Annotated in this window: 17 protein-coding genes; 12 read left to right on the forward strand and 5 right to left on the reverse strand. The window is 60.4% G+C overall.

Annotated features, from left to right (window positions below):
- Positions 1 to 83 precede the first annotated feature (83 nt).
- From mreD to tldD, 6 genes are all read left to right on the forward strand, one after another.
- A complete protein-coding gene (mreD, locus tag BFP92_RS15910) occupies positions 84 to 572 on the forward strand; it encodes a rod shape-determining protein MreD (RefSeq protein WP_017138250.1) in 489 nt (162 codons plus the stop codon).
- A 51-nt stretch (positions 573 to 623) separates the two neighbouring features.
- Positions 624 to 1,220 (forward strand): Maf family protein, encoded by a 597-nt coding sequence (locus BFP92_RS15915; RefSeq protein ID WP_065930269.1) that lies wholly within the window; start codon positions 624 to 626, stop codon positions 1,218 to 1,220.
- Positions 1,221 to 1,291: 71 nt separating this feature from the next.
- Complete coding sequence (gene rng, locus BFP92_RS15920) at positions 1,292 to 2,749, forward strand: ribonuclease G (RefSeq protein WP_010213134.1); 1,458 nt, start codon at positions 1,292 to 1,294, stop codon at positions 2,747 to 2,749.
- A gap of 76 nt (positions 2,750 to 2,825) precedes the next feature.
- The gene (locus BFP92_RS15925; RefSeq protein ID WP_065930270.1) at positions 2,826 to 6,641 is read left to right on the forward strand and encodes a YhdP family protein; all 3,816 of its coding nucleotides are present in this window, start codon (positions 2,826 to 2,828) and stop codon (positions 6,639 to 6,641) included.
- A gap of 48 nt (positions 6,642 to 6,689) precedes the next feature.
- A complete protein-coding gene (locus BFP92_RS15930) occupies positions 6,690 to 7,538 on the forward strand; it encodes a carbon-nitrogen hydrolase family protein (protein WP_065930271.1) in 849 nt (282 codons plus the stop codon).
- Between the two features lie 16 nt (positions 7,539 to 7,554).
- A complete protein-coding gene (gene tldD, locus BFP92_RS15935) occupies positions 7,555 to 8,997 on the forward strand; it encodes a metalloprotease TldD (RefSeq protein WP_012722229.1) in 1,443 nt (480 codons plus the stop codon).
- A 45-nt stretch (positions 8,998 to 9,042) separates the two neighbouring features.
- Here tldD and yjgA read toward each other — a convergent pair whose 3' ends face one another.
- Positions 9,043 to 9,564, reverse strand: coding sequence for a ribosome biogenesis factor YjgA (gene yjgA, locus BFP92_RS15940; protein WP_017138246.1), 522 nt, complete (start codon positions 9,562 to 9,564; stop codon positions 9,043 to 9,045).
- A 108-nt stretch (positions 9,565 to 9,672) separates the two neighbouring features.
- On the opposite strand from yjgA, the gene pmbA reads away from it, so the two are divergent.
- The 6 genes from pmbA (at position 9,673) to BFP92_RS15970 (ending at position 14,912) form a co-directional block, all read left to right on the forward strand.
- Positions 9,673 to 11,019, forward strand: a complete 1,347-nt coding sequence (pmbA, locus tag BFP92_RS15945; protein ID WP_065930272.1) for a metalloprotease PmbA — start codon at positions 9,673 to 9,675, stop codon at positions 11,017 to 11,019.
- 133 nt (positions 11,020 to 11,152) lie between these two features.
- The gene (locus tag BFP92_RS15950) at positions 11,153 to 11,548 is read left to right on the forward strand and encodes a FagA protein (protein ID WP_065930273.1); all 396 of its coding nucleotides are present in this window, start codon (positions 11,153 to 11,155) and stop codon (positions 11,546 to 11,548) included.
- Positions 11,541 to 12,917 (forward strand): class II fumarate hydratase, encoded by a 1,377-nt coding sequence (locus tag BFP92_RS15955; protein WP_065930274.1) that lies wholly within the window; start codon positions 11,541 to 11,543, stop codon positions 12,915 to 12,917. The genes BFP92_RS15950 and BFP92_RS15955 overlap by 8 nt, the downstream gene beginning before the upstream one ends.
- Before the next feature lie 27 nt (positions 12,918 to 12,944).
- Entirely contained in the window at positions 12,945 to 13,373 is a 429-nt protein-coding gene (locus BFP92_RS15960; RefSeq protein ID WP_065930275.1) for a hypothetical protein, read from the forward strand.
- 1 nt (position 13,374) lies between these two features.
- The gene (locus BFP92_RS15965) at positions 13,375 to 13,986 is read left to right on the forward strand and encodes a superoxide dismutase (RefSeq protein WP_065930276.1); all 612 of its coding nucleotides are present in this window, start codon (positions 13,375 to 13,377) and stop codon (positions 13,984 to 13,986) included.
- Between the two features lie 32 nt (positions 13,987 to 14,018).
- On the forward strand, positions 14,019 to 14,912 hold the full coding sequence (locus BFP92_RS15970; RefSeq protein ID WP_065930277.1) for a ZIP family metal transporter: 894 nt from the start codon (positions 14,019 to 14,021) through the stop codon (positions 14,910 to 14,912).
- A gap of 37 nt (positions 14,913 to 14,949) precedes the next feature.
- Here the strand turns inward: BFP92_RS15970 and BFP92_RS15975 are convergent, their stop codons facing one another.
- The 4 genes from BFP92_RS15975 to raiA are packed head-to-tail and all read right to left on the reverse strand — an operon-like array spanning position 14,950 to position 16,878.
- Positions 14,950 to 15,222 (reverse strand): HPr family phosphocarrier protein, encoded by a 273-nt coding sequence (locus BFP92_RS15975; protein ID WP_065930278.1) that lies wholly within the window; start codon positions 15,220 to 15,222, stop codon positions 14,950 to 14,952.
- Positions 15,223 to 15,238: 16 nt separating this feature from the next.
- Positions 15,239 to 16,096, reverse strand: coding sequence for an RNase adapter RapZ (gene rapZ / locus BFP92_RS15980; protein ID WP_065930279.1), 858 nt, complete (start codon positions 16,094 to 16,096; stop codon positions 15,239 to 15,241).
- 2 nt (positions 16,097 to 16,098) lie between these two features.
- Entirely contained in the window at positions 16,099 to 16,563 is a 465-nt protein-coding gene (ptsN, locus tag BFP92_RS15985) for a PTS IIA-like nitrogen regulatory protein PtsN (protein ID WP_065930280.1), read from the reverse strand.
- A gap of 9 nt (positions 16,564 to 16,572) precedes the next feature.
- A complete protein-coding gene (gene raiA, locus BFP92_RS15990; RefSeq protein ID WP_003171804.1) occupies positions 16,573 to 16,878 on the reverse strand; it encodes a ribosome hibernation-promoting factor, HPF/YfiA family in 306 nt (101 codons plus the stop codon).
- Between the last annotated feature and the right edge of the window lie 49 nt (positions 16,879 to 16,927).

Here is a 16,927-nt window from a genome sequence, read left to right on the forward strand (position 1 = left end):
CCGCCTGCGACAACGCCTGCCGCCACGCCTGCCGCTCGGCCAGCGGCCGCAGCCCCGGCAACCACGCGGCAGAGGGAGGAATAATGGCCGGTACTCATTCGCGTAATGGCTGGATCGTCTGGCTGACTTTCGCCATCGGTTTGCTGCTCAGCGTTTCGCCGCTGCCGCAATTCATGGAGATCCTGCGACCGCTCTGGCTGGCGTTGCTGCTGGCCTTCTGGTCGCTGACGCTGCCGCACAAAGTCGGGATGGTTACGGCAATGTGCCTGGGCTTGGCGGAAGACGTGCTCTATGGCACCTTGCTGGGTCAGAATGCATTGATCCTCACGCTGATTACCTTCCTGGTGCTGTCGTTGCAGCAGCGTTTGCGCATGTTCCCGATGTGGCAACAGTGCCTGGTGATCCTGGTGATCTTCGGCCTCGCGCAGTTGGTGCAACTGTGGCTCAGCGCCTTGACCGGCAACCGCCAACCGACCTTGGCGCTGGTGTTGCCGGCGTTGGTCAGTGCGCTGTTGTGGCCTTGGGTCAGTTTCGGCCTGCGTGGGTTACGTCGTCGCTATAAAATCAATTGAATGGATTGCGAGGCTCTGCCTGGTTATCGAACCCTACAGGGAGAGTCTGCAATGAATTCGCTTTACCTGGCCTCGGGCTCCCCGAGGCGGCGTGAACTGTTGACCCAGATCGGTGTGCCTTTCACCGTGGTCAGCGCCGCCATTGATGAAACCCCTCTTACCCATGAACCCGCCGTTGCCTACGTCGAGCGCCTTGCGCGCGGCAAGGCCACGGCGGGTTTTGCCGCGCTTGCACACACCTCGGGCGTCTGTGTGCTGGGCGCCGATACGGCGGTGATCGTGGATGGCCAGATCCTTGGCAAGCCCGTGGACCAGGCCGATGCCTTGGCGATGCTGTTGGCGCTTTCCGGTCGTGAACATGAAGTGCTCACCGCCATTGCCCTCACCGACGGCCAGCGCTGCGAAACCCGTTGTGTAAGCAGTCGTGTAGGTTTTCGCACTATTTCTGTCGAGGAAGCTACAACCTACTGGCACAGTGGCGAACCTGCGGACAAGGCGGGCGGCTATGCTATCCAAGGGCTGGGTTCGGTGTTTGTCGCCGGGCTCAATGGCAGCTATTCCGCTGTGGTCGGCCTGCCGGTGTGCGAAACCGCGCAACTGCTCGACCAATTCGGCATACCCTGTTGGCAAAACCTTACCGCGCGCTGAACGCCTTTATTTGCGCGCCAAGCCTTAAGCGATCGGTCACTATTGTGAAAACGCCTGAACGAGACCCAGCCATGAGTGAAGAGATTCTGATCAATATCACGCCGATGGAATCGCGCGTGGCGGTGGTAGAAAACGGTGTTCTGCAAGAAGTGCACGTCGAGCGCACCCAGAAGCGCGGGATCGTCGGCAATATCTATAAAGGCAAAGTGGTGCGCGTATTGCCGGGCATGCAGGCGGCTTTCGTCGACATCGGCCTGGACCGTGCTGCGTTTATCCACGCCTCGGAAATCTCCCTGCGTGAAGGCCCAGCAGTGGAAAGCATCAGCGCCCTGGTGCACGAAGGGCAGAGCCTGGTGGTGCAGGTCACCAAGGACCCCATCGGCTCCAAAGGCGCGCGGCTCACTACGCAACTGTCGATTCCTTCGCGCTATCTGGTGTACATGCCGCGTACCGCGCATGTGGGTATTTCCCTCAAGATCGAAGACGAAGCCGAGCGTGAGCGCCTGAAAAAGGTGGTCAGCGACTGCGTAGCGGCCGAAGGCATCAAGGAAGCCGGCGGGTTTATCCTGCGTACCGCAGCTGAAGGCGCCGGCGCCGACGAAATCCTCATGGACATCCGCTACCTGCGCAGGCTGTGGGACCAGATCGGCGCACAGATCAAAACCATTGGTGCGCCGAGCGTCATCTATGAAGACCTAGGTCTGGCGTTGCGTACCTTGCGTGATCTGGTCAGCCCCAAGATCGAGAAAATTCGCATCGACTCGCGGGAAACCTTCCAGCGCACCACGCAATTTGTCGCCGAGCTGATGCCGGAAATTGCCGACCGCCTGGAGCATTACCCTGGCGAGCGACCGATCTTCGACCTGTATGGTGTCGAAGATGAAATCCAGAAAGCCCTGGAGCGCAAAGTGCCGCTCAAGTCCGGCGGCTATTTGGTGGTGGACCCGGCGGAGGCCATGACCACCATCGACGTCAATACTGGCGCGTTCGTGGGCCATCGCAACCTCGAAGAAACCATCTTCAAGACCAACCTCGAAGCGGCCACTGCGATTGCCCGTCAGCTGCGCCTGCGCAACCTGGGCGGCATCATCATCATCGACTTCATCGACATGGAAGACGAAGAGCACCAGCGCCAAGTGCTGCGCACCCTGGAGAAGCAACTGGAGCGCGACCACGCCAAGACCAATATCATCGGCATCACCGAGCTTGGCCTGGTGCAGATGACCCGCAAGCGCACCCGCGAAAGCCTTGAGCAAGTGCTCTGCGAGCCGTGCAGCAGTTGCCAGGGACGCGGCAAACTGAAGACCCCGGAAACGGTTTGCTACGAGATTTTCCGCGAAATCTTACGGGAGGCACGTGCCTACCAGGCCGAAGGCTATAGAGTGCTTGCCAACCAGAAAGTGGTCGACCGATTGCTGGATGAAGAGTCCGGTAACGTCGCTGAGCTGGAGGGTTTTATCGGGCGCACTATTCGTTTCCAGGTCGAAACCATGTATTCCCAGGAACAATACGACGTGGTGCTGCTCTGATCCCCAATCGCTTTCTTTATTCGAGACCGGCAGGCATTGATCTGCCGTCCGCTAACTGCCTTGAGGGTCGCCTGACATGGAGCGTCTGACACGCTTTTTTGCCGCCTTGACCCGTTGGGGCCTGGGCCTGTGCGCCTTGCTGCTGGTATTGGCGGCGGTGTACGTGAGCCTGGGTCGTGAGTTGGTCCCACTGGTGGCGGAGTACCGCGCCGAAGTTGAAGCCAAGGCACAGGCTGCGGTGCAAATGCCCCTGCACATCGGCAGCCTCGAAGGGCGCTGGAGTGGTTTCGCGCCGATATTGATGGCCCACGACGTGATGGTCGGCGAAGGCAACAGCGCCTTGCGCCTGGATCAGGTTGAAGTGGTGCCGGATATCTGGGCCAGTCTGATGGCCCGCGAAGTGCGTATCGCCCACCTCGAAGTCAGCGGCCTGCAGTTGAGTGTCAAGGAAGACCAGGACGGCCACTGGGCGCTGCAAGGTTTGCCGGTACAGGACGACCAGCCGCTGGACCCGCAGCAGTTGCTCACGCGCATGCAGATGGTCAAGCGCGTGTCGTTGCTCGACAGCCAGGTGACATTGCAGCCGTTCGACCAGGCGCCATTGACCCTGACCTATGTGGGCCTGAGCCTGCATACCGGCAACACCCGCCAACGCCTGGATGCGCGCCTCACCCTGCCGGACGGCCAGCCTCTGGCCCTGAGCCTGCGCAGCCGTATTCGCGCCAGCGCATGGAAAGAGGGTGAAGTCGAAGCCTACCTGAGCCTGCCCCAAAGTGACTGGGCCAAATGGATTCCCGCCAGGCTGACCCAGCAATGGAAGCTCGCCCAGTTCAAAGCCGGTGGCGAGTTCTGGCTCAATTGGGCCAAGGGCACCGTGCAAAGTGCCGTGGTGCGCCTCAACTCAGCGCAAGTAAAGGGCAGTTACGCCGACCGCAAGCCTGTGCATATCGAAAACCTCGCCCTGACCGCCTACCTGCAACGCAGTGACAGTGGCCTAAAGGTGTTGTTCGATTCGCTGGCGATGAACATCGGCGACACCCGTTGGGAGTCACACCTGCAACTGCAACAAAGCGTGGCAACCGACAAAGACCTGGAAACCTGGAAGCTTCAGGCTGATCGTCTTGACCTCACCCCGATTACCCCGCTGTTGAATGCCCTGGCGCCATTGCCGGAAGGTTTTGCCAAAACCATCGAGCACCTGAAGGCCACGGGCGTGTTGCGCAATCTGTTGGTGGATTTCCGCCCGCAGGACACCACCGATAAAAAAGTCAGCTTCGCCGCCAACCTTGAGCGCATCGGTTTTGACGCGTACTTCGGTGCGCCGGCCGCACGGAACGTATCCGGGAGCATCAGTGGCGATTTGGGCCAGGGTGAGTTGCGTATGGACAGCAAGGATTTTTCCCTGCACCTGTACCCGATCTTCGCCAAGCCCTGGCAGTACATCCAGGCCAACGCACGCCTGACATGGAAGCTGGATAAGGAAGGCTTCACCCTGATAGCCCCGTACATCAAGGTGCTGGGCGAAGAGGGCAAAGTGGCTGCCGACTTCTTGATTCGCCTGCATTTTGACCATGCCCAGGAAGATTACATGGACCTGCGGGTCGGTATGGTCGATGGCGATGGCCGTTTCACGCCCAAGTATTTGCCGGCCGTGTTGAGCCCGTCCCTGGATGAATGGCTGCGCACCGCAATTCTCAAAGGTGCGGTGGACCAAGGGTTCTTCCAGTACCAGGGCTCGCTCAACCATGACGCGCTGCCCGCTGCGCGCAACATCAGCTTGTTCTTCAAGGTGCATGACGCCGAACTGGCCTTCCAGCCGGGTTGGCCGCATGTGAGCAAGGTCAATGGCGAAGTGTTCGTCGAGGAGAGCGGCGTGCGCATCCTGGCCAGCAAGGGCCAGTTGCTCGACACCAAGGTCAAGGACGTCTACGTCAATATTCCCCACGCACCGGCCGGTAAAGACAGCCACTTGCTGATCACCGGCGGGTTTTCGGGCTGCCTGGGTGATGGTCTGAAGATCCTGCAGGATGCGCCGATAGGTACAGGGTCAACCTTTGCCGGCTGGAAGGGCGACGGGGACCTGCAAGGCAACCTGGACCTGGACATTCCGCTGGTCAAAGGCACCGAGCCCAGGATCGTGGTGGACTTCAAGACCGACAAAGCCCGTTTGCAATTGGCGGAGCCGACCTTGGACCTGACACAGCTCAAGGGCGACTTCCGCTTCGACAGCAGCAAGGGCTTGAGTGGCCAGAACATCTCGGCCCAGGCATTCGATCGGCCGATCACCGCGCAAATTGCTGCCGATGGCAAGTCGGGCAACATCAGTACCCGCGTCACCGCCAAAGGCCAGGTCACGGTCAAACGCCTGACCGATTGGTTGAAAATCAGCCAACCGTTGCCGGTGTCCGGTGATATTCCGTACCAGCTGCAGCTCACGCTCGACGGCGCCGACAGCCAACTGATGGTCAGCTCCACTATGAAAGGTGTGGCGGTAGACCTGCCGGCGCCCTTCGGCATGCCCGCCAACCAAGGCCGTGACAGTGTGTTTCGCATGACCTTGCAGGGTGCCGAGCGGCGTTACTGGTTCGATTATGGCGAGCTGGCGAGCTTCACCTTTGCCTCGCCGCCGGACAAATTCAATGACGGGCGCGGGGAGTTGTTCCTTGGCGCCGGCAATGCCGTATTGCCCGCAGCCAAAGGTTTGCGTATTCGCGGTGTGCTGTCGGAACTGGACATCGACCCGTGGAAACAACTGGCCAACCGTTACGCCGGTAACGACCCGGGCGGCAGCGCCAAGCAATTGCTCAGTGGTGCCGACTTCAAAGTGAGCAAACTGACCGGTTTTGGCACCCAGCTGGATCAGGCCAATCTTCAGCTCGACCGCAAGCCCGCCGCCTGGGGCTTGCAGCTCGACAGCCAGCAGGCCAAGGGCACGGTCAACCTGCCGGACGCCAAGGGCGCGCCGATTGCGATCAACCTGCAATACGTAAAACTGCCGGCTGTGGACCCGACCGTGCAGGCCGACGAAAACGCACCGGACCCGTTGGCGGATATCGACCCCAAGGACATCCCTGCGCTGGATATCGCGATCAACCAGCTATTCCAGGGCCCCGATCTGGTGGGCGCCTGGTCGCTGAAGATCCGCCCGACTGCCAAAGGCCTGGCCTTCAACAACCTCAACCTCGACCTCAAGGGCATGCAGCTTAACGGTGCCGGCGGTTGGGAAGGCGCGCCGGGGGCCAGCAGCAGTTGGTACAAGGGCCGCCTGGACGGCAAGAACATTGCCGATGTGCTCAAGGGCTGGGGCTTTGCGCCGACCGTGACCAGCGAAGACTTCCACCTGGATGTGGATGGCCGTTGGCCGGGTTCGCCGGCGTGGGTGGGCCCCAAGCGTTTCTCCGGTAGCCTGGATGCGGCATTTCGTAAAGGCCAGTTTGTCGAAGTTGAAGGTGGCGCCCAGGCCCTGCGTGTGTTTGGTTTGCTCAACTTCAACTCCATCGGTCGCCGGTTGCGCCTGGACTTCTCGGACCTGCTTGGCAAGGGCTTGAGTTATGACCGGGTCAAAGGCTTGCTGGCCGCCAGTGATGGGGTGTTCGTCACCCGTGAACCCATCACCATGACCGGCCCTTCCACCAACCTGGAACTCAATGGCACCCTGGACCTGGTGGCTGACCGCGTCGACGCCAAACTGCTGGTCACGTTGCCGGTGACCAACAACCTGCCGATTGCTGCGCTGATTGTCGGCGCGCCCGCCATTGGCGGCGCGTTGTTCCTGATCGACAAGCTGATCGGTGACCGTGTTTCGCGCTTCGCCAGCGTGCAATACAAGGTGCAGGGCCCGTGGAAGGATCCAAAAATCACCTTCGACAAGCCATTTGAAAAGCCAAACTGAGAGCCTGTGGAGTAGCATGGCCGCATGCCTATTACGGAGTGTCGGCCCATGTCCTTTGCGGTAATTCAAATGGTCAGCCAGAGCGATGTGCTGGCCAACCTGGCCCAGGCCCGGCGCTTGCTGGCGCAAGCGGCAGCGGGCGGGGCCAAGCTTGCGGTACTGCCGGAAAACTTCGCCGCCATGGGCCGCCGCGACGTGGCCGATATTGGTCGCGCCGAAGCCTTGGGCGAAGGCCCGATCCTGCCATGGTTGAAACAGACCGCCCGCGACCTCACCTTATGGATAGTGGCCGGCACTTTGCCGTTGCCGCCCCAGGACCAACCGCACGCCAAGTCAAACGCTTGCTCGCTATTGATCGATGATCAGGGCGAAATCGTCGCCCGTTACGACAAATTGCACCTGTTTGATGTCGACGTTGCAGATGCCAGGGGCCGTTATCGTGAATCCGACGACTATGCTTTCGGCAGCAATGTGGTGGTGGCGGACACACCGGTGGGGCGTTTGGGCCTGACGGTGTGCTACGACCTGCGGTTCCCCGAGCTTTACAGCGAACTGCGTGCAGCGGGGGCGGAGTTGATTACCGCGCCTTCGGCCTTTACGGCGGTGACCGGCGCTGCACATTGGGATGTACTGATTCGGGCACGAGCCATCGAAACCCAGTGCTATTTACTGGCCGCCGCTCAAGGCGGTGTGCACCCGGGGCCACGGGAAACCTTTGGCCACGCAGCCATTGTCGACCCTTGGGGGCGTGTGCTGGCACAACAGGATCAAGGCGAAGCGGTGTTGTTGGCCGAACGTGATAGCAGTGAACAGGCGTCGATAAGGACGCGCATGCCGGTGGTCAATCATCGGCGCTTTTTCTCGCAGGGCGCGCAGCGGCCTGCTTCAGAACGATGAATTTAAGGCCAAACCTATGAGCGAGTTGTTGTCCTCAGTCAGTGAACACCTCCTGGCACCCGGTGGCGTGACCATCGAAAGTTTGCAAACCGTGCTCGGTGATCTGGCCGGGCCAGGCATCGACGCGGCCGACCTGTATTTCCAGGGCCAGATTTCCGAGTCGTGGGCCCTTGAAGACGGCATCGTCAAGGAAGGCAGTTTCAATCTTGATCAAGGCGTAGGCGTGCGCGCGCAATCCGGTGAAAAGACCGGTTTTGCCTACAGCAACGCCATCACCCTTGAAGCCCTGGGCCTGGCGGCGCGTGCGGCGCGCTCGATTTCCCGCGCTGGTCAGAATGGCACCGTGCAGGCCTTCAGCACTCAGGACGTGGCCCAGCTGTACGCACCGGATAACCCGCTGGAAGTGATCAGCCGCGCGGAAAAGGTTGAATTGCTCAAGCGTATCGACGCCGCCACCCGCGCCCTCGACCCGCGTATTCAGCAGGTGACCGTGAGCATGGCCGGGGTGTGGGAGCGCATTCTGGTGGCGTCCACGGACGGCGGGCTGGCGGCAGACGTGCGGCCGCTGGTGCGTTTTAACGTGAGTGTCATTGTCGAGCAGAATGGTCGCCGCGAGCGCGGTGGCCATGGCGGTGGCGGGCGTACCGACTACCGTTATTTCCTCACTGACGACCGCGCCATGGGGTATGCCCGTGAAGCGCTGCGTCAGGCGCTGGTCAACCTGGAAGCCATTCCGGCGCCGGCCGGTACTTTGCCGGTGGTGTTGGGCTCGGGCTGGTCCGGCGTGCTGCTGCACGAAGCCGTTGGCCATGGCCTGGAAGGTGACTTCAACCGCAAAGGCAGTTCGGCCTACAGCGGGCGCATGGGTGAAATGGTTGCGTCCAAGCTCTGCACCATCGTCGATGACGGCACCCTGGCCGGCCGGCGTGGCTCGCTGAGTGTCGACGACGAAGGCACGCCGACCGAATGCACCACGCTGATTGAAAACGGCGTGCTCAAGGGCTACATGCAAGACAAGCTCAACGCCCGCCTGATGGGTGTGGCACGCACTGGCAACGGCCGTCGCGAGTCGTATGCGCACCTGCCGATGCCGCGCATGACCAACACCTACATGCTCGGTGGCGAAAGCGACCCCGCAGAAATCATCGCCTCGGTAAAACGCGGGATCTACTGCGCCAACCTCGGCGGCGGCCAGGTGGATATCACCAGCGGCAAGTTCGTGTTCTCCACCAGCGAAGCGTACCTGATCGAAGACGGCAAGATTACCGCGCCGGTCAAAGGGGCGACGTTGATTGGCAATGGGCCGGAAGCGATGAGCAAGGTGTCGATGGTCGGTAACGACCTGTCGCTGGACAGCGGTGTGGGCACGTGCGGTAAGGATGGGCAGTCGGTGCCGGTCGGCGTCGGTCAGCCAACCTTGAAAATCGATGCGATCACCGTGGGTGGCACGGGGTCGTAATGGCCCAAGCTTCGGGTGGCGAAGAACGCCACCCGGGGAAGAGGATCAACGCAGGCCGCGTTGAGTCTCGTCCAGCTCACGGATGTACTTGAAGATTTTACGGCTGGTGGCCGGCGCCTTGTTATGCGCCTGCTCGTGCTGGGCCTGACGGATCAGGGAGCGCAGTTGCTGGCGGTCCGCGTCCGGGTAGTCCAGCACGAATTTCTCCAGCACCGCGTCATCGCCCGAAATCAGGCGGTCACGCCAGCGCTCCAGGTTATGGAAGCGTTCGTTGTATTGGCGAGTGGAGGCATCGGTTTGATCAAGCAACGCCAGAATCGCGTCAGTGTCCTGATCGCGCATCAGCTTGCCGATAAACATGATGTGCCGCTTACGCGCGATATTCGCGGTGTGCTTGGGAGCATCCGCAAGCGCCCGGCGCATTTCGTCGGTCAATGGCAATTTGGCAATCAAGTCTTTCTTGAGCGTTGTAAGACGCTCGCCGAGGTCAACCAGCGCATGCAGCTCGCGTTTGACCTGGGTTTTGCTTTTCTCCCCATCGAGGGAGTCGTCGTAAGAATCAACCATGGTGGCAGTCCGCAAAGAAACGCCGCCATGATAACCAGTCGGGGGCCGCTTGTCCGGCCCGGTCGCTCGATGGCCTTAACCGAAAGCAGAATTTGAGTGGAGAAAACCATGAGTGCAGCCCAAAGCGTCGGTCCGCAAGCGTTACCGGCACTGCAGGAACAAGTCGAGCAGATCCTTGCCGAGGCCAAGCGCCAGGGGGCCAGTGCCTGTGAAGTAGCCGTTTCGCTGGAGCAGGGGCTGTCGACGTCGGTGCGCCAGCGTGAAGTGGAAACCGTCGAGTTCAATCGCGACCAGGGTTTTGGTATCACGTTGTATGCCGGGCAGCGCAAAGGCTCGGCCAGTACCTCCGCCAGTGGGCCGGAAGCGATTCGTGAAACCGTCGCGGCCGCGCTGGCGATTGCCAAGCACACTTCCGAAGATGAAAGCTCGGGCCTGGCCGACAAAGCACTGATGGCCAAGGACTTGAAGGACTTCGATCTGTTTCACGCCTGGGACATCACGCCCGAGCAAGCGATCGAAAAGGCGCTGATCTGCGAAGCCGCCGCGTTTGATGCCGATGCCCGCATCAAGAACGCCGATGGCACCACGTTGAGCACACATCAAGGCTGCCGTGTGTACGGTAACAGCCATGGTTTTATCGGCGGTTATGCCTCCACTCGGCATAGCTTGAGCTGCGTGATGATCGCCGAAGCCAATGGCCAGATGCAGCGCGATTACTGGTACGACGTGAGCCGTCAGGGCGAATTGCTGGCCGATCCGGTCAGCATCGGCCAGCGCGCGGCGCAACGTGCAGCCAGCCGCCTGGGCGCGCGCCCGGTACCAACCTGTGAAGTGCCGGTGCTGTTTTCGGCTGAGCTGGCCGGTGGGTTGTTCGGCAGTTTCCTGGGCGCGATTTCCGGCGGCAATCTGTACCGAAAATCCTCGTTCCTTGAGGGTGCGATTGGCCAGAAGCTGTTTCCTGAATGGCTGACCCTCGATGAGCGCCCGCATTTGATGCGTGCCATGGGCAGTTCGGCATTCGACGGTGATGGCCTGGCCACCTATGCCAAACCGTTCGTCGAGAACGGCGAGTTGGTGTCCTACGTACTGGGCACTTACGCCGGTCGCAAGCTGGGCCTGCCAAGCACGGCGAATGCCGGGGGCGTGCACAACCTGTTCGTCACCCATGGCGACGAAGACCAGGCAGCGTTGTTGCGTCGTATGGGGCGCGGTCTGCTGGTCACCGAGCTGATGGGCAGTGGCCTGAACATGGTGACCGGTGATTACTCGCGCGGCGCGGCGGGTTTCTGGGTAGAAAATGGCGAGATTCAGTTCGCTGTCCAGGAAGTGACGATTGCCGGCAACATGCGCGATATGTTCAAGCAGATCGTCGCAGTGGGGAATGACCTTGAGCTGCGCAGCAACATTCGCACCGGTTCGGTGCTGATTGAGCGAATGACCGTCGCCGGCAGTTAACGGCGCGACGCTTCATGAAAAGGCACGCCATCCTCGAGATGGCGTGCCTTTTTTAATGGCTGCGATTTGCCATGCTTGTTTTGATTCTCAATATCATTTAATAATAAATATCATTACCGAATGAGCGTGGATCATGAGTTCTGTCCTGCATGAGGATCCGTACCTGGAAAGTTGGCGTTGGATGAGTCGTCAGATTCGCTGCGGTCTCGATCCCAATGAGCCGCGCCTGATCGAACATTACCTCAACGAGGGGCGATACCTGGCGTGCTGCACCGCGACCCATCCGTGGACGATCGCCGAAACGTCATTCCGTCTTTTGATCGACACCGCCGGCGACATCGCCTTGCCCTGGCACTGGCGATCCATGTGCCTGGACCAGGCCTGGCGCCCACTGCGCGACCTGGAAAAACTTTCCCACTGTGCCTGCCGCCTCAAGCGCTGGCAGACCTTTGCCTGGCAATTGGCGACCTGCCAATTGCTGCCGTCTATTTCTCACTCCGACCTGGTGCAAGGATCAAACGATGAGTAACACTCGTATCGAACGCGACAGCATGGGCGAGCTGCAAGTACCCGCCGAGGCCCTGTATGGCGCGCAAACCCAGCGCGCGGTGAACAATTTTCCGATCAGTCATCAACGCATGCCGGCGCAATTCATTCGCGCCCTGATCCTGGCCAAGGCCGCCGCCGCCAAGGTCAATGTCGACCTCAAGCAAATCAGCGAAGGGCAGGGCAAGGCCATCGTTGACGCGGCCCAGGGCCTGCTCGAAGGCAACTTCATGCCGCACTTCCCGGTGGATATCTTCCAGACCGGCTCCGGCACCAGTTCCAACATGAACGCCAACGAGGTGATTGCGACCCTGGCCAGCCGCTTGCTGGGCGAGCCGGTCAATCCCAATGATCACGTGAACTGTGGCCAAAGCAGCAACGACATTATCCCGACCACTATCCACGTCAGCGCAGCCTTGGTGCTGCATGAGCAAACGCTGCCGGCCTTGCTGCATTTGGTACAGGTCATCGAGCAAAAGGCCGAAGAAGTCCACCCGTTCATCAAGACCGGTCGTACGCACCTGATGGACGCCATGCCGGTGCGCATGAGCCAGGTGCTTAATGGTTGGGCGCAACAGCTCAAGGCCAATATCGGCCACCTGCAGGATTTGCTGCCGAGCTTGCAGGCCTTGGCACAGGGTGGCACAGCGGTTGGCACCGGGATCAATGCACACCCCGAATTTGCTGCGCGTTTCAGTCAGCAACTGAGCAGCCTGACCGGGGTGAAATTCACACCGGGCAAAAACCTGTTTGCGCTGATCGGCTCCCAGGACACTGCCGTCGCCGTTTCCGGCCAGCTGAAGGCCACCGCGGTGTCGCTGATGAAAATCGCCAACGACCTGCGCTGGATGAACTCCGGCCCGCTCGCAGGCTTGGGTGAGATCGAACTGGAAGGCTTGCAGCCGGGCTCCTCGATCATGCCGGGCAAGGTCAACCCGGTGATTCCGGAGGCCACCGCCATGGTTGCCGCCCAGGTCATCGGCAATGACACGGTAATCACTGTGGCGGGGCAGTCCGGCAACTTCGAATTGAACGTGATGCTGCCGATCATCGCCCAGAACCTGCTCAGCAGCCTCGAACTGCTGGCCAATTCCAGCCGCCTGCTGGCCGACAAGGCCATTGCCAGCTTCAAGGTCAACGAAGCCAAGCTTAAGGAAGCGCTGTCGCGCAACCCGATCCTGGTCACCGCACTAAACCCGATCATTGGTTACCAAAAGGCCGCTGAAATCGCCAAGAAGGCCTATCAGCAAGGCCGCCCGGTGATCGATGTCGCCCTCGAGCACACCGACTTGCCACGTAGCCAACTGGAGATCCTGCTGGACCCGGAAAAGCTCACGGCCGGCGGCGTGTAATCACCGACCCTGCTTTGGAGGCTCACCATGGAGCACTGGAAACGCACGATCGAACGGGCCAATCGCTGTTTTATGGCGGGCGAGCTGGTCGACGCTCGCGAAGCCTATTTGCAAGCCCTGGCCCTGGCTCAAGTGTTGTTCGAGCGTTGGGCGGATGCCGACGAAGCAGTGGCGGCTTGCGTCATTTCCCATCACAACCTGGCGGACCTGCACCTGCGCCTCAACCAGCCGGAGGAAAGTGCGGAATACCTCTGCGCCATTCACCAGCGGCTGCTGCAGACCATGCAGGACCCGCGTCTGAGCCCGCAATTGCGCGAGGCGGCGTTGCGCCAGAGCAGCAAGACCTATGTTGAACTGTTGAATTTCATCAGCGATCACGGCGAATACCCGCGTACCCATCGCCTGCTGGGTGGTGCTGCGGCGCAACCGATCACTCCACACTACGGAGCACATTGATATGACCTACACCTTGCCTGCCCTGCCTTACGCCTACGATGCCCTGGAACCGCATATCGATGCGCAAACCATGGAGATCCACTACACCAAGCATCACCAGACCTACATCAACAACCTGAATGCTGCGGTCGAAGGCACGGAGTTTGCGGGTTGGCCGGTAGAGAAGTTGGTGTCCAGCGTGGAGCAACTGCCGGAAAAACTGCGTGCTGCCGTGATCAACCAGGGCGGTGGTCATGCGAACCACTCGTTGTTCTGGGCGGTGATGTCGCCAAAAGGCGGCGGCAAACCCGAAGGTGCACTGGGCAAAGCCATCGACGAGCAATTGGGCGGCTTCGACAGTTTCAAAGAGGCCTTCACCAAGGCCGCCTTGACCCGCTTCGGCAGCGGCTGGGCCTGGCTGAGCGTCACCCCGCAGAAGACGCTGGTGGTGCAAAGCAGTGGTAACCAGGACAGCCCGTTGATGAGCGGCAACACGCCGATCCTCGGCCTGGACGTGTGGGAGCACGCTTATTATCTGCTGTATCAGAACCGTCGCCCGGAATACATCAACGCCTTCTACAGCGTGATCAACTGGCCGGAAGTCGCCGCACGCTACCAGGCCGCCCTGGCCTGATATTTAACCTATAACAAGATCTAAGGCCGACTATGGGCACTGAAACACTGGCGATCAGCAGCGGGCGAATGTTTCGTTATGCGTTTGGCTCGCTGTTGCTGTTGGCAGGGACTGCATTGCTGGTGGCCCATGGGCTGGCCTGGCTGAACCTTGAACCGCGTATCCTGCGCGCTTTGCAGGGTGGGGCGATCTGCGCGCTCGGCACTGCGCTGGGCGCGGTGCCCGTGCTGGTCATACGCCGCATGCCGGTCGCGCTGAGCGATACCTTGCTGGGCTTTGGTGCCGGGGTAATGTTGGCGGCGACGGCATTTTCGCTGATCGTGCCCGGTATTGCAGCCGCTGAAGGCCTCGGGCTCTCACCTTGGGGTGCCAGTGGCTTGATCAGCTTCGGCATCATGCTCGGCGCGTTCGGGTTGTATCTGGTTGACCGCAAGGTTTCCGGCGCGAGCCCGGAAATGCTGGTGGGCACGCCGGATAAACCGGTTATTCCGCCGCGTATCTGGCTGTTTGTGTTCGCCATCATTGCCCATAACATTCCGGAAGGCATGGCGGTGGGCGTTTCAGCCGGTGGCGGCATGCCGGACGCCGACAGCCTGGCCATGGGCATTGCCTTGCAGGATGTGCCGGAAGGTTTGGTGATTGCACTGGTGCTGGCTGGGGCGGGCATGTCGCGGGTCAAGGCGTTCTTGATCGGCGCCGCGTCAGGCCTGGTCGAGCCGGTGTTTGCCGTGCTGTGTGCGTGGCTGGTGAGCCTGGCTGAGGTTCTGTTGCCGCTGGGGCTCGCGCTGGCGGCGGGGGCGATGTTGTTGGTGGTGACTCACGAAGTGATCCCGGAATCGCGCCGCAACGGTCACGAAAAGCTTGCCAGCCTGGGTTTGTGCATCGGGTTTTGCTTGATGATGGTGATGGATACTGCATTAGGGTGAGGCCATTGCAGCCTCACACCTGTCTCAAAGGGTGGGTTTACTCACCCTCGTCAAAGTAGTTATTGATCAACTTGACCAGGGCGTCCATCGCTTCCTGCTCTTGTTCGCCTTCCGTGCTCAAGTGAATCTTGGTGCCCTTGCCCGCAGCCAGCATCATCATGGCCATGATGCTTTTGCCGTCGACCATCGACTCTGGTGTGCGCCCGGCGCGGATCTGGCAGGGGAACTGCCCGGCAACACCGACGAATTTAGCCGAGGCGCGGGCGTGCAGGCCCAGCTTGTTGATGATTTCAATTTCCAGAGCGGGCATCGCGGGGGTGTTCCTTTCAGCTAAGGTCGCGGTGGCGAACCTGGACGTTCTTGAGGGTTTGTTGCAGCACCTGGCCCAGGCGTTCGGTCAGGTAGACGGAGCGATGGTGGCCGCCGGTGCAGCCGATGGCAATGGTGACATAAGCCCGATTACTTGCGGCAAAGCGCGGTAACCATTTGAGCAGGTAGCTGGAGATATCCTGGAACATTTCCTCGACATCCGGTTGCGCAGCCAGGTACTCGACCACCGGCTGATCCAAGCCAGACTGATCACGCAGTTCAGGTTTCCAGTAAGGGTTGGGCAGGCAGCGCACGTCGAACACCAGGTCGGCATCCACCGGCATCCCACGCTTGAACCCAAACGACTCAACCAGAAAGGCCGTGCCGGGCTCCGGCTGGTTCAGCAGGCGCAGCTTGATCGCATCGCGCAATTGATACAGGTTCAAGCCGGTGGTGTTGATCTTGAGGTCAGCGAGGTCAATGATCGGCCCCAGCAGCGTGGTCTCGTCCTCGATGGCTTCGGCCAGAGAGCGATGCGGGCTGCTGAGGGGGTGACGTCGACGGGTTTCGGAGAAGCGCTTGAGTAGCGTCTCCTCGTCGGCATCCAGGTACAGCACATCGCAATGAATATGCTTGGCGCGAACTTCCTCAAGCAACTGCGGGAAGCGCTCAAGGTGGCTGGGCAGGTTGCGGGCGTCTATCGAGACGGCCACCAGTGGCTGCGCCAGTTCAGTGTGGATCAGGGCGCGTTCGGCCAATTCCGGCAGCAGGCCCGCCGGCAGGTTGTCGATGCAATAGAAGCCGTTGTCCTCAAGGACGTTGAGGGCGGTGCTTTTACCCGAGCCGGAACGGCCGCTGACGATGATCAAACGCATGATTACTGCCTGTTTTGCTCATCGAGTACAACCTTGTAAAGCGCCTCGTTGCTGCTGGCGCTGCGCAGTTTGTCGCGTACGTCCTTGCGGTCGAGCATGCTGGCGATCTGCCGAAGCAGTTCCAGGTGCGCATCGGTGGCGGCTTGCGGGACCAGCAGAACGAACAGAAGGTCAACCGGGGCGCCGTCGATGGCGTCGAAATCGATTTTCTCCTGCAGGTGCAATAACGCACTGACGGGAGAGGTGCAGCCTTCAAGGCGGCAGTGAGGAATGGCGATGCCGTTGCCAAAACCGGTGGAGCCCAGTTTTTCACGGTCGATCAGGGCCTTGAACACGACTTGCTCATCCAGCTCAGGCACTTCACGGCTGATCAGGTTGGCGATGTGTTCGAGGGCTTTTTTCTTACTGCCGCCCGGCGCGTTCACGAGGGAACGGCCGGGGGTCAGGATGGTTTCAAGTTGGATCATGGGGGAGAGTTAACGACCTGTACCTTGCATCAGGTGCAGATTCTTTTCCTTATGCTTTATGAGTTGGCGGTCCAGCTTGTCGTAGAGCGAGTCAATCGCCGCATACATATCTTCATGCTCGGCATTGGCGACGAGCTTCGCATTCGGTACATGCAGGGTGGCCTCGATTTTCTGCTTGAGCTTATCGACCTCCATGATGACCTGCACGTTGGTGATCTTGTCAAAATGCCCCGCAAGCTTGTTCAGCTTACTCTCGGTGTACTCACGCAGGGGCTTGGTGACTTCCAGCTGGTGTCCACTGATGTTGACTTGCATACAGCTTCTCCTTCGTTGCCAGTGCATAAAGCGACAGGCAAAAGCGCCT

The sequence above is a fragment of the Pseudomonas sp. 58 R 3 genome (assembly GCF_900006605.1).
Classification (GTDB): Bacteria; Pseudomonadota; Gammaproteobacteria; order Pseudomonadales; family Pseudomonadaceae; genus Aquipseudomonas; species Aquipseudomonas salomonii.